This window comes from Ensifer adhaerens (assembly GCF_020035535.1).
Taxonomy (GTDB): Bacteria; Pseudomonadota; Alphaproteobacteria; order Rhizobiales; family Rhizobiaceae; genus Ensifer.
The window spans coordinates 2,487,559-2,500,690 of sequence record NZ_CP083350.1; the positions used below are offsets into that span (position 1 = coordinate 2,487,559).

A 13,132-nucleotide genomic window follows, 5' to 3' on the forward strand; every position below is an offset into this window, starting at 1 on the left:
CACGGCAGGCGATCTGCCGTGGGTGTTTTACATTGGTGATCAGCGGCGGTCGATTTCCAGGATGGTCTGGAACAGGACCTCGGCTCCGCGGGCGCATTCTTCGGGCGCGGTATATTCCGCTTCATTGTGCGAAAGCCCGTCCTTGGAGGGCACGAAGATCATGGCGGTCGGCATGATCGTCGCAATATGGGCGGCATCATGCCCGGCGCCGGAAACGATGTCCGTTGCCGAATAGCCGAGTGCTTCGGCGCTATTGCGCACCGCATCCACGATCGAGGGTGCAAAGACGACGGGTGCCTTTGACCAGATGCGTTTCAGTTCGGCGCGGGCACCGGCCCTGCCAACCGCCTGCTGCAAGGCCGCTTCCATCTGGTCGAGGCCGGCTTCGGACGGATGGCGCATGTCGATCTGCAGCCGAACGGAACCCGGCACGACGTTGCGTGAATTGGGGCCGACGTCGACGAAGCCGACCGTACCGACACCCGGTGGGTTTTGGCGGGCGATGTCGCGGACAGCGAGGACGATTTCCGCCGCCGCGACGAGCGCATCGTCGCGCTGCGCCATCGGCGTGCTGCCGGCATGGGCTTCGGTGCCGGACATGGCAATATCGAACCAGCGTAGCCCTTGGATACCAGTGACGACACCGATCTCGGTTGCGGATGCTTCCAGCAGCGGTCCCTGCTCGATATGCAGCTCGACATAGGCCGAAAAGGCGGCCGGATCGATCCTTGCCTCGCCACGATAGCCGATCGCATCGAGGGCGGTGCCGACCGCTATGCCTTCACGGTCCGCGAGCGCCTGAGTTGCATCGAGCGCAAGTGCACCGGCAAAGACGCCGGAGCCCATCATCGCCGGCGAGAAGCGCGAGCCCTCCTCGTTCGTCCAGTTGATGACCGTCAGTGGATGACGGAGCCGCGTGGAGGCTTCCTCGAGGGTACGCAGAATCTCGACCCCGGCCAGCACGCCGAGGATGCCGTCGAACCGGCCGCCTTGCGGCTGCGTGTCGAGATGGCTGCCGACGGCGATTGCCGGCAGCGACATGTCTTCGCCGGCATAGGTCGCAAAGATATTGCCGATGCCGTCAACTTCGACCGTGCAGCCGAGCGCCCGGCATTCGGCGACGAACCAGTCGCGAACCCGACGATCCTCCTCGGTCAATGTCAGTCGGGTGACGCCGCCCTTGTCCGCAGCGCCGAAGCGCGCGGTCGAAACGATGTCGCCCCACAGCCGGTCGCCGTTTGTGGCCGGCGTGTTGATGCGGACGCGGTCAGTGCTCAAGGCTTCGGCGCTCACTTCGGCTGCTCCGGGGCATCCTTGTTGAGCCGGTAGCGGAAATCGCAATGGGTCGCGCCCTGCATCACGGTCTGGCTGCGCTCCAGCGTGATGCGCGGATCGTACCCGGTGCAGAAAACGCCGTCGCGGTTGCAGGACAGCAGATGTCCGATATGGCCGAGCCCCATCTCGCGATAGGTCTCGGCGTAGCGACAGCGCTTCACATTGTAGTGGAATTCCTCGTCCGTCGCCTTCGTCACTTCGATGACAAGCGCGTCGTCCTGGGTCCAGAGATCCTGCAGTTCCTGGAAAGTCCGAAGATTGGTGCCGCCGGGCGTCTTTGCGGCAAAGGTCCGCCCCGCCTCGATCGCGGCCTTCGTGATTGCCTTGTCGAGGATCGCCTGGGCGCGCTCCTCGCCGATCTCCTCACGCATCGCCTCGTAGATCGGCGCGATGATCCCGGCCTCGATGCGGCGGCGGGCTAGAATGCCGATCTCGCCGTTCATCGCGGCGCGCGAGGTGGTTTCGGTGTTTTGTTCGTCCGTCTTTTCCATGGAATGCCTCCCTGTCTGCCCCAGGGCAGATCAACAGGGGCCAAGATACTACGCCGGCGATGCCTCTGTGTTGCAAATCTGTGCCGGTAGCGTTTCGTGTTGTGCAAATATTTTGCGCAGTTTGGCCGCTATGCAGGAATTAGTCTCGGAGCGCCCAACGCTACGCGAGCCGCGGTCGCGTGAGAGCCGAGATTCGGCGGCGGCGATCAGCGCTCACTGTTCGAAACGAACCAGCGGTAATAGGGATTGCCCGGCTCCACGCGCATCAGCAATTCCATGTCGCGCGCCCATTCGTCCCGATAGCCGGCATAGGCGTTGAGCGAGGCCTGATAGAAGAGCATCAGGCGGTTGTGGGCATCGGATACAGATCTTTCGAGTGCCGCGTCCGCTCCGACGAGTGGTGCCTTGCTGCTGAGGGTGACGAGGTTTGGCAGCGTCCGCTGCAGCTCGTCGGGGCGAACCCAGCTCGCATATTCGATCCGTGGCTGGTCGTCCGTGACCGGCAGCGTGGAACCGGCATAGCGCTCAAGCCCGGCGCGGTCGGTCATCCAGGTGGCCAACAAATCCGCAGCGCTGCCGATGCCGACTTCGCCGAGTGCCCCAGCAAGGGTCGGATCGGCCAGCCGATCGGCAATGCGCACCGCGTCAAGCTCCTGCGGCTCGACGGAGCCGATGAGCAGCATCTCGTGCAGTTCGGTCGACCAGAGCGTGGCATCGGGGAAACTGTCGAGGAAGCTGCGCACGAGGGCGCGGGTGTCCTCGTCGTTCTGGGTGGCGATTGGCAGCCACTGTGCAACGAGACCGTTCGGTGCAAGGCGCTCGCGCGCCAGCTGGTAGAAGTCTGACGAATAGAGATTGACGACGCCGGCGGCCGACGGTGGCGGCGGCTCGAGCGTGATCAGGTCGTAGCGGTCAGCGCTGCGCATCAGTTCGCGACGACCATCCGTGACACGCACTTCGAGGCGATTATCACCAGCCGCATTGAAGTTGCCGGCAAACAGCGCCGAGGCGCGGGCGACGGAGGGCAGCAGTTCGGCGGCAACACGCTGGTCGAGGCCGGGATAGGCCAGTAGCGAGCCGGCGGTAATGCCGGTGCCAAGGCCGATGACAAGGGCCGATTTCGGCTCGCCTTTGTGGATGATCAGCGGCAGCAGTGCCTGCAGCCGCATGTAGCGTAGCGACGGCATCGCATCGCCGGTGTTGGAAACACCCTGGATATAGAGACGGCGGAAGCGGCGGTCCTGCTGGCCCTGTTCGATGACGGCGACGGTGGCGCCGAGGCCTTCCTCGTAGGAAACGATCGTGCCGTTGCCGCGCGAAAGGTTCAACAGGTTCGCCAGCCGGTCTGAAGGCACTGTGATCGCGATCAGCACGGTGAGGGCACCGAGCACGGGCGCCGCGAGGCGCCAGCCCTTCCAACCGCCATGTCCGCGGCTGACAGCAACGAGACCGATTACGGCCGCGACGACGGCGAGTGCGGCGAAACTTCGGATGATGCCGAAGCTTGGGATCAGCACGAAACCGGTCAGAAGTGTGCCGGCGATGCCGCCGAGCGTGTTGAGCGCCAGAACCCGGCCGGTATCGCGGCCGACATGGTGAGGATCGACGGCGAGCCTGAGGACAACCGGGAAGGCGGCGCCGAGGATCAGTGTCGGCACGAAGACGATGGTGAGGCCCGCTACCAGGAATCGAGCGCACATGCCGGCGAAAATGCTGCCGGTAGCGCCGGCGACGGCCGCTTCAGCGCTGGTCTGGATCGCGGTGAGCCAGGGGCCGAGCAACGCAAATTCGGCGAGCGCCACGAGGCCGGCCAGGGTGATGAGCAGTCCGAAGGTGCTCCAAGGATCGGAGAGCCGGTCGGTCCGGCGCGCAAAGAGCGCGGCACCGAGCGCGAGGCCGGCGAGATAGGCGGCGAGCACCACCGAAAAGGCGAAGGAGCGGGTGGAGATGAACTGAACGATCGCCTGGGACCAGGCGACCTCATAGCCAAGTGCGATCCCGCCGGCGATGGCATATAGAACGAGTGCCAGGCGCGATCCGCCGCCGCTGAGCGTCTCGGCCGGCCGCTCCTTTCGCACGGAGACATCCGCGCTCGTGCTGCGCAGCAAAAGCGCGATGGCCGCGGCGACAAGTCCAAGGCCGGCCGCCACCAGTCCGGTCGTCTGCACACCGAGCGCAGGGATTAGGACGAAGGAAACCGCAAGGCAGCCGAGGATGGCGCCGAGCGTGTTGGCGGCATAAAGACGGCCGCCTTTCGTTCCGACGTCGCCCGGTGCTCCCTCAAGGGCGCGGAGTAGCACGGGCAGGGTTCCACCCATCAGGAAGGCAGGCGTGGCGACGATGAGAACCAGCACGGCCCAGGCTAGGAGGGCGCTGGTACTTTCGATCGCGACGAAGAGCGGAGCGATATTTGAAAGGACGAGCGTGACGCACGTGCCGAGCGCGGCAACGCCCGTTTCGAGCAGGGCATAGAGGCGGAGCGGTTGCGAGGAGCGGTCACTGACGCGGCCGAGAGTGAAGCTGCCGAGTGCAAGGCCGAGGAAGAAGGCGCTGACCCCGGTGCTGACCGCGTAGACATCGACGCCGGTGACGAGCGAGAGCTGTTTGATCCAGAGAACCTGGAAAATTAGCGCGGTAGTGCCGGAGAGGAATAGCATGAACGCGGCGCTCGCCAGTCCGAAGGCGCCCGACCGTTGCTCGATCGTGCCGGCGTCGGTCTGATCGCCAAGAGACGCCGTTTGTGCAGGCGGACTGTTCTTCGTGGTCATGCGGCACGCCGTTTTCAGCAAAGGCAAGAAGAGAAGGCGGCGCTTCGGCGCCGCCTTCGATGACCTTATTGGGCCGGTTGGGATTTCGCCAGGATCTCATCGATCTTGGAGTGGACGCTTTCCTCGATCTGGTCGACCGAGAAGCTCGCCGGCTTCTGGCTCGGCGGGTACTCGATGAAGGTTTCGAGGAAGGCCGCCGATTTCATGACGCCTTGAGCGGTGAGGTACGCGTTCTTGGTGACCCAGTCATTGTACTGGTCCGAAACGACGTCCGCCCGTTCATAGGGGTCCATGCGCAGATTGAAGATCTTCGGAACGCGCAGGCAGGTGAACGGGTCCTGCCAGACTGCGAAGCCGCCAGGCTTGCGCATTTCGCAGAAGACGAACTTCCAATTGTCGAAGCGCATGCCGACGAGCTTGGCATCGTCGTTGAAATAGAAGAATTCGTTGCGCGCGCCCTTCGGTTGCTCTCCCGTCAGGTAGGGCAGCTGGTTGTAGCCATCGAGGTGAACCTTGAAGGTCTTGCCGCCGAGATCCGCGCCTTTCAGCAGACGATCCTTGATGTCCTTGTCGCCGGCGGCGGCCAGCAGGGTCGGGAACCAGTCGAGGCCGGAAACCATCTCATTGGAAACGCCGGGCTTGATCTTGCCCGGCCAGCGGATCATGGCCGGCACGCGGAAGGCGCCTTCCCAGTTGCTGTCCTTTTCGCTGCGGAACGCAGTGGTCGCGGCATCCGGCCACGAGAACTGGTTCGGGCCGTTGTCAGTGGTATAGACGACGATGGTGTTGTCGGCGATCTTCAGTTCGTCCAGCAGGTTCAGCAGCTTGCCGACATCGCCGTCGTGTTCGACCATGCCGTCGGCATAGTCGTTGCCGGGCATCCCGCTCTGGCCTTGATACTCAGGGCGGATGTGGGTGAACATGTGCATGCGCGTGGTGTTCATCCAGGTGAAGAAGGGCTTTTTCGCCTCCGCCTGCTTCTTGATGAATTCCATTGCAGCGGCGGTCGTTTCGTCGTCAATGGTCTCCATGCGCTTGGTGTTCAAGGCACCGGTATCTTCCACCTTGCCGTCGGCAAAGGAATGCAGCACGCCGCGCGGTGCATAGGACTTCAGGAACTGCGGATCGTCCTTCGGCCAATAGGGCCGCTCGGGCTCTTCCTCGGCGTTCAGGTGGTAGAGGTTGCCGAAGAACTCGTCGAAACCGTGCGCCGTCGGAAGGAAGCGGTCCTGATCGCCCAGATGGTTCTTGCCGAACTGGCCGGTGGCGTAACCGAGCGGTTTCAGCGCCTGGGCGATGGTCACGTCGCGGTCCTGGATGCCGACGGGAGCGCCGGGAACGCCGACCTTGGACATGCCGGTGCGCAGCACGGTCTGGCCGGTGATGAAGGTAGAGCGGCCGGCGGTGCAGCTGTTTTCGGCGTAGTAGTCGGTGAACATCATGCCGTCGCGGGCGATGCGGTCGATGTTCGGCGTCTTGTAGCCCATGACGCCGAAGGAATAGGCGCTGATGTTTGTCTGGCCGATGTCGTCGCCGAAGATCACGAGAATGTTCGGCTTGGCGGCGTCCTGCGCGAAGGCGGAAGGCGCCGAAGCGGTGATGGTCGAGATCAGCACGGTCCCGGCAAGTGCCAGCGCCTTCGGCTTCATGGACCGCTCGACGGCACACGCCGCGAGCCGGCCAAGCCTGTTCTTCAAATCGATACTCATTTCAAGTCTCCCTGAGGCCGCAAACAAATCGCTCTCGGAATGGAGGCAAAGTTTCGAATTTACTGAGGCAATCTCCGCGCGAACGCGCACACAGGTAAGTACGTAACAGTTACGAAGGCACCCGGGATGCCGTAACGCGAGGCCTTGCGGACACCTCAGCGGCTCTTCCGCAAGGCGCTGTCGAACACCGGATTGAGGCCGGGCAATTCATCGGCCGCTTCGTCGTCACCGGAGAATTCCTCCAGCCAGCGTCGCCGCGCCGACTTCAGTCCGCTTTGCAGCCGGGCGAAATCGGGTCGCTCGTGGTGGGATTGCGAAGTGCCGTACCGGCTCTGCCGGTGCCGGGCGAAGGCGACCTTCGTCTCCTGATCGGCAAAGCGATCGAGCCATTTCTCCAGCGGCACATTCCCTGTCCTGCGCGACCAGCGATCGAGCGCCGTATCCAGACGCGCCTTGTCCTGGTCGCGGCAGGCCGAGAGAACCTGGCGAAAGGCCGTATCCTCGGAGTGTGCATTGCGCGTCAAGGCGGCATCGATCCAGGTTTCGAGCCGCCCGAACAGGTTGGCGGCGACCTGGATTGCGGTGGCGAGGGCGAGAACCGATGCCGCGGCGGTAGCCCACCAAAGCCAATCGAACGGCTCCTTCGTCGGCGGCGGCGCAGGTGGCGCAATGGCGGTCTCCGTTGCCGGTGCCGCTCCGACCACCACCTGCGCGCCGTCGGCCTCGGCGGTTTCGGTCTTTCCGGATTGAGGGTTGAACCACTCCAATGTGATTGAAGCCAGCGGGAAGGTTCCGGGCTCGGCAAAGACGTAGGTTGCAACGTCCTTGCGCAGTCCCGCGGCGATTTCGCCGCGCGGCGTGCGCTCCTCTGAAAGCACCGGATCGTGCCGATAAACCTGCACTCCCTGTGGCGCCTTCAAGCTGGGCTCGGGGATCATCATCGGTGCGAGGCCGGCCGCGCGGGTGGTGACCGTGCGCACCAGCGCGTCGCCCGCATGCAGGCCGGCCGGGTCCCGGTCGAATGTCTGGTTGATGGTGATTTCGCCTGCGGTCACGCCCGGCGCTCCACCGGCGCCCCCCGGAACCGCTTCCACGGTAAATTTGAGGCGCGGCACTGTCACCTTGCCCTGCGTCGTCTGGCCCGGCACGGCCGCATAGCCGAACGGGATCACAATCGTCGGCAAGGCGTAGGTGCCCGCCGCCTGCGGCGTGATCACATAGGTCTTGCGGATGCCCGAGAAGGCTTCACCATCGACGGTTTCATTGAGGTTCATCCCGCGATCGTCCGGCATGGTGACCACTGCGCCGCGAAGGTCGAACAGCGGAAACTGCGGCGGCGTCAGAAAGTAGTTGGGCACGAAAACGTCGATGTCGATTTCTATCTGCTGCCCGGCATAGATCGTACCCTCGGTCGCAAGCGTCGCGCGGGCAAAGGGGTTGGCGGCGAACGCATCGCCATTGAACCAGAGCGTCAGGCCGATCAACCAGAGCAGCAGCCGAGGCACTGGGGACGAAGCGCTCATGGCGTTGCTTCCTTCGCCTCGATCGCGAATTTTCGCGCGAGCAACTCGGCGGGCGAGACCTGGATGTTGCGCATCCACATGTCGGCGGTCTGGGCGCCGCCTTGGACGGTGGCGTCCTGGCCCTTCTTGCCCTTGTCGTCGAACTGGACCTGGTCAGGGTCTATGCCTGCCTGTTCCTGTTCAGCGTCCTGCTCCTGCTTGTCCTTGTCGGCTTTGAATTTTTCCGCAGCGGCCAGGTTCTTTTCCGCGTCGGGCCAGTCGGGGCGGCGTTTCAATGCCTGCTCGTAGACCGCTATCGCCTCTTCCGGCTTGCCGAGGTGCATGAGGGCGTTGCCTTGATTGTAGTAGCTCTCGGCCGTATCGGTTTCGGCAAAGGCGTCGATCGCGTCCTCGAAACGGCCGGCACGGTAGAGCGCCGCGCCGCGCCAGGAAGGATCGGCGAATTTCTCGGCGGCGCCTGGGAAGTCGCCCTGTTCGAACGCGCGCCGGCCCTGCTGGTCAGGTGTCAGCCAGAGGTCGAGGAAGCGGTTGTCGGCGGCCTGCGCCCGGTCATTGCTCATCAGCATAAGGGTGGCGGCGAGCAGATAGACGGCCCAGCGCACGGTCCAGCCGCGGCGGAACCAGAACAGCCCAAAGACGGCGATCGGGATCGTGAGCCACCAGCCGGCATCATGCCAACGGGTCAGCCCCTCGGCGGTCTTGGCGGCAAAATTAGTCTGGATGCGCCTGACGATCCAGCGCACGTCGGAATCGTCAGGCGTGACGGTCGCGACCTCGGCCTCGGATGCGGACTGCAGCGCCTTCAGGCTGTCGACATCGAGCTTGGAACGAACATGACTGCCGGTTGCGTCGGTCAGGAAGCCGCCGTCGGCAGTCTTCACCGGACCGCCTTCAGCCGTGCCGATGCCGAGCACCATGAGGGCGTTTCGACCCTTGTACCGGCTGAATACCTGAAAGGCCGAACGCTCGACCCCGTCGGTCATGAACAGGATCGTACCGGGGACGGTTTCATTGGCCAGTGCCGTCTCGACCTCCTGCAGGGCCTTTGCCGTATCCTTGCCGTCGACCGGCATGATCTGAGGCGAAAGTGCCGCGAGATAGGTCTTGACCAGCGCCGCATCGTCGCTGAGCGGCAGCACCATATGGGCCGAGCCGGCATAGGCGAAGAGCGCGGTGCGCGAGCCTTTCCTGAGGCTGAGAATATCCTGGACCTTGAGCTTGGCGCGTTCGAGCCGCGTCGGCGAAATGTCGGTCGCGTTCATCGTCGGGTTGAGGTCGATGGCGATCGCCAGCGGTGCTGTGTCCTCGACGAAGGGCGGTCGCTCGCGCTGCCATGTCGGACCGGCCGCAGCGATGGCTGCGACAGCAATCAGCGCCGCCGTGATGTGCACGGGCTGCAGGCGCCGCTTGCCGCCCTTCTCGATCAGCAGGTGATCGAGCAGGTGGGGAGCGATCACGCCCTGCCATTGCAAGCGGACATCGCCCCGCCGGCTGACGAGATAGACAAGCAGCGGGACGGCGAGAAGCGCCAGCAGCCAGAGCGGTCTGAGGAAGTGGAAGTCCGCGATCATGTCGCTGCCTCCTGCCGCCGGCGGCGTTCGGCCAGCGAAGAGAGCAGCCACATGGTGGCGTGGTAGGCGAGGACGAGCAGGAGTGCCGCGCCAAGCGGGTAGTGGAACAGTTCGATGCGCGGCCGCCAGGAGAGTGTTTTCTGGTTCGCCGGTGTCAGTTGATCGAGCAGTTCATAGATGTTCTTTAGGCCAGCCTGATCTTGTCCGAAGAAGTAGCGGCCCTTCGTCGTCTCGGCGATGCCCTGGAGGGTTGTCGTATCGAGCTTCTGTTCGCCTTCCGCATTGGGGTCACCGATCCCGACCGTGTGGATCACCACATCCCGATCGGCGGCGATGCCGGCGGCCTTGTCGGGCGGCATCTTGCTGGCGGTGTCATTGCCGTCGGTGAGCAGAATCATCACTTTGTCCGGCGCGGTGCTGGCATCGAACATCTTGATCGCGAGACCGATCGCGTCGCCGACGGCGGTGCGCGGGCCAGCCATGCCGGGCAGGCTGTCGGCGAGCATCAGTTTTACGGTCTTGTGGTCGAGCGTGAACGGCACCAGCGGATAGGGTGCATCGCCGAAGGCAATCAGGCCGAGGCGATCATTGGGTCGCCGATCGATGAAATCGGCGACCACTTTATGAACGGCCTCGGCGCGGGTCTGCAGATTGCCGGCAGGATCGCGAAAATCCCGCGTGTCCATCGATTGCGAAAGGTCGATCGCCAGCATCAGGTCGCGTTGCGGCTCGGTCTTTTCGATCGGCGGCTCGACATATTGTGGCCGCGCCAGCGCCAGCACGATGAGCGCCCAGCAAATCGGTGCAATCGCCTTCTGGCCGAGATTGGTCCTCGGGACGACGGATCCCTCTGTCGGTCCGAGATTGGCGGCCGCCGTGATGTCCTTGAAGAAGGGTATTCTGACGGCGGCCGATTGTTCGCGGTAGGGCGGAAGCAGCCACCAGACGAGAAAGGGCAGAGGCAGGAGGATCAGCGCCCAGGCGTGGTCAAGCACGTACATGATGCGCCTCGATCCAGTGACGTGCCGCGGCGGCATAGGTCCGTGCTTCCGGCTCAGGCACGGCGCAAAGCGCCTGGCTGCCGCGATACTCCGCTTCCTCGAAGAAGCGCGCCGAGGCGATCGGAAACACAGGGCCACCGGAATGGGCATCGAGGAAACCGGTCCAGCCCGTGCCGTGGAGCCCGGCAATCGTTTCGCGCGGCCAGAGCACCAGGGCAGTGCGCTTCAGGAGGATGGGCAGGGCGACGAGTGCTTCGCCGCGAGTTGCGGACGCGGCGAGCCGTCCTTCTATTGCCTTGAGGTCGGTGAGCGCTTGACGACGGTAACCGTTGGCTTCCCAGCGCTGGTACCAGCGCCAGCATGCAAATGCGATCAGCAGGAGTATGAAGCCGGCGAGCGCCGCCCAGGCCCAGGTCTGCGGCATCCTCGATACGGGCGCGGGCATGGCGATGTCCGCAAGCTGCCGAAGGGTTGCCTCGAGCAACGGGTCTTTTGGAGGGGCGGCCGTCGCCATCGCTATCGCCTCCGTTGCCGGCTGGCGAGTTGCCCGAGCATGGTGCGCAATTGCGGCGCGATCTCTTCGGCGGCCGAAATCGGTAGCATCGGCAGCCCGAGTTCCTCCTGCCAGGAGCGCAGTGCCCGGCCGCGCTTTCTGGCAAAGCTGTCGATCGCGTCGCGGACATTGCCGTGGCCGAACTGCACCTCGGCCTGAAGCAGGCCGCCACTGAAGACGATGTCGCCCTTGCGCGGCAGTTCGAGCAGGAAGGGATCGTAGATGAGGACCGAGATCACATCGTTGTGGGCCGAGAGCTTCAACAGCATGTCTCGGGTTTCGAGGCTATATCCGTCGAAATCGCTGATGACGATGATCAGGTGATCATGCCGAGCGATGTTGGCGACGGTGGCAAGCACGACGTCGAGCTGCTCTGCGCCATGTGGCGCCTGCGAACCCGCCTGGAGTGCGGTGTTGTGGCGAACGATGCTGTCGGCAAGGCGGATGACCGCCTCGCGGCTGCGGTAAGGGCGCACCTCGGTGACCTCTTCGTCGCCGAAGACGAAGCCGCCGACACGATCGCCGAGCGCCAGCACGCGCCAGGCCGAAAGCGCCGCGACCTCCGCGGCGGCGACCGATTTCATCGCGCGGCGGCTGCCGAAGAACATGTTGATGCGCTGGTCGACGAGGATCAGGGCCGGCCGGTCCTTCTCTTCGTCATAGACGCGCACGACGGGCTTGCCGGTGCGCGCCGTCACCCGCCAGTCGATCGCACGGATGTCGTCACCGGGGAGATAGTTACGCAACTCCTCGAACGAGAGGCCGCGGCCGCGCATGCGCGATTCATGTCGCCCGGCAAGCAGGCGCCGTACCGGGGCCTTGCGCAGGAAGGTGAGGTCCCGGGCCATGGCCTCGAGCCCGACGAGCGTGTCGACCGACGTGTAGACGCCGGTCGCATCGACCTGGCGGGTTTTTACGACGCCGCGGGAACGGGCGAGAGCCGGCAGGGATATAGCCATCGGCGAACCTCCATCCTCAGGCGACCGCGACGAGTTCGACGATGCGGTCGATCACCTGGTTGGCGGTGGTGCCGCCGGCATGGGCTTCGTAGGAAAGCACCAGCCGGTGGCGAAAGACGTCGTGCACGGTGGCCTGCACATCGTCGGGGGTCACGAAATCGCGGCCGTTCAGCCAGGCATGCGCCCTCGCAACCTTGTCGAGGCCGATGACGCCGCGCGGGCTGACGCCGACCTGCAGCCATTTGGCGAGGTCCTTGTCGACCTTGTCGGGATAGCGGGTCGCCATGACGAGCGCGACGATGTAATTTTCGATCGCCTCCGAAACGGTGATCGCCGAAATCTCCTGGCGTGCGGAAAACACCGCATCCTGTGCGAGTTTTTCCGTCGCGTGATTGTTGGTTTTCGCGTGGATTTCCTCGGAGCGCACCAACCGCATGATGTCGGCCTCCGAGGCGGCGTCCGGGTAGTCCACCTGGATGTGCATGAGGAAGCGGTCGAGTTGCGCCTCGGGCAGCGGATAGGTGCCTTCCTGCTCGATCGGGTTCTGCGTGGCCATCACCAGGAACAGGTCCGGCAGCGTGTGGCTCTTGCCGCCGATGGTGACCTGACGTTCCTCCATCGCTTCGAGCAGAGCCGATTGCACCTTGGCCGGCGCACGGTTGACCTCGTCCGCCAGGATGAGATTGGCGAAGATGGGCCCCTCCTGAAAGCGAAACTCGCCCTTGCCGCCATCGGAAAAATAGATCTCCGACCCGGTGATGTCGGCGGGCAGGAGGTCGGGCGTGAACTGGATGCGCGACAGCTCCGCGTCGAGGTTCTTCGCCATGCTCTTGATCGCACGGGTCTTCGCGAGCCCCGGCAAGCCCTCGACGAGCAAATGTCCGTTGCTGAGCAAGCCCAGCAGCAACCGCTCGATCATGCCCTCCTGGCCGATGATCGCTTCGCCGATACGCTTGCCAAGCTGCTCGATATCGTCGCGTGCACCCATGAATTCCTGCTCCCTCTGCCTCTCCGGCAGCATCAGTCATCATGAAATTTCGGCAGAGCTTATTGTTAAATCAGGTCAATTGGAAAGAACGTAACAGTAACGAAGACCTCGCGAGGACCACATTTGGGCGATTTTTCATCGAGGCCATGGAGGTCTTGTTTGCCATCGTAACGGTTACGTACTTTGGGCCGGAGAGGAATGGCGCTAGCTTGGATCGGCTTGGTGGTTGAACCT

General features: G+C 64.0%; 10 protein-coding genes. All 10 read right to left on the reverse strand.

All coding sequences use genetic code 11. The features are described from left to right. Window positions 1-39: 39 nt before the first annotated feature. The 10 genes from LAC81_RS31480 to LAC81_RS31525 all read right to left on the reverse strand — a co-directional run bounded on the left by LAC81_RS31480 (window position 40) and on the right by LAC81_RS31525 (window position 12,898). Window positions 40-1,293 carry a Zn-dependent hydrolase gene (locus LAC81_RS31480; protein ID WP_223728575.1) on the reverse strand — a complete coding sequence of 418 codons (1,254 nt, stop codon included), beginning with the start codon at window positions 1,291-1,293 and terminating at the stop codon, window positions 40-42. Beyond that, the gene (locus LAC81_RS31485) at window positions 1,290-1,826 is read right to left on the reverse strand and encodes an L-2-amino-thiazoline-4-carboxylic acid hydrolase (RefSeq protein WP_223728576.1); all 537 of its coding nucleotides are present in this window, start codon (window positions 1,824-1,826) and stop codon (window positions 1,290-1,292) included. The genes LAC81_RS31480 and LAC81_RS31485 overlap by 4 nt, the downstream gene beginning before the upstream one ends. A 206-nt stretch (window positions 1,827-2,032) precedes the next feature. Then, entirely contained in the window at window positions 2,033-4,594 is a 2,562-nt protein-coding gene (locus tag LAC81_RS31490) for a fused MFS/spermidine synthase (protein ID WP_223728577.1), read from the reverse strand. 65 nt (window positions 4,595-4,659) lie between these two features. Next, the gene (locus tag LAC81_RS31495) at window positions 4,660-6,303 is read right to left on the reverse strand and encodes an arylsulfatase (RefSeq protein WP_223728578.1); all 1,644 of its coding nucleotides are present in this window, start codon (window positions 6,301-6,303) and stop codon (window positions 4,660-4,662) included. Window positions 6,304-6,458: 155 nt separating this feature from the next. Continuing rightward, complete coding sequence (locus LAC81_RS31500; RefSeq protein ID WP_223728579.1) at window positions 6,459-7,826, reverse strand: BatD family protein; 1,368 nt, start codon at window positions 7,824-7,826, stop codon at window positions 6,459-6,461. Then, the gene (locus LAC81_RS31505) at window positions 7,823-9,397 is read right to left on the reverse strand and encodes a VWA domain-containing protein (RefSeq protein WP_223728580.1); all 1,575 of its coding nucleotides are present in this window, start codon (window positions 9,395-9,397) and stop codon (window positions 7,823-7,825) included. Before LAC81_RS31505 ends, LAC81_RS31500 begins: the two co-directional genes overlap by 4 nt. Next, window positions 9,394-10,398, reverse strand: a complete 1,005-nt coding sequence (locus tag LAC81_RS31510; RefSeq protein ID WP_223728581.1) for a vWA domain-containing protein — start codon at window positions 10,396-10,398, stop codon at window positions 9,394-9,396. The genes LAC81_RS31505 and LAC81_RS31510 overlap by 4 nt, the downstream gene beginning before the upstream one ends. Continuing rightward, entirely contained in the window at window positions 10,385-10,912 is a 528-nt protein-coding gene (locus LAC81_RS31515) for a DUF4381 domain-containing protein (RefSeq protein WP_223728582.1), read from the reverse strand. The genes LAC81_RS31510 and LAC81_RS31515 overlap by 14 nt, the downstream gene beginning before the upstream one ends. A 2-nt stretch (window positions 10,913-10,914) precedes the next feature. Beyond that, the gene (locus LAC81_RS31520; protein ID WP_223728583.1) at window positions 10,915-11,910 is read right to left on the reverse strand and encodes a DUF58 domain-containing protein; all 996 of its coding nucleotides are present in this window, start codon (window positions 11,908-11,910) and stop codon (window positions 10,915-10,917) included. A gap of 16 nt (window positions 11,911-11,926) precedes the next feature. Next, window positions 11,927-12,898, reverse strand: a complete 972-nt coding sequence (locus LAC81_RS31525; RefSeq protein ID WP_223728584.1) for an AAA family ATPase — start codon at window positions 12,896-12,898, stop codon at window positions 11,927-11,929. Window positions 12,899-13,132 lie beyond the last annotated feature (234 nt).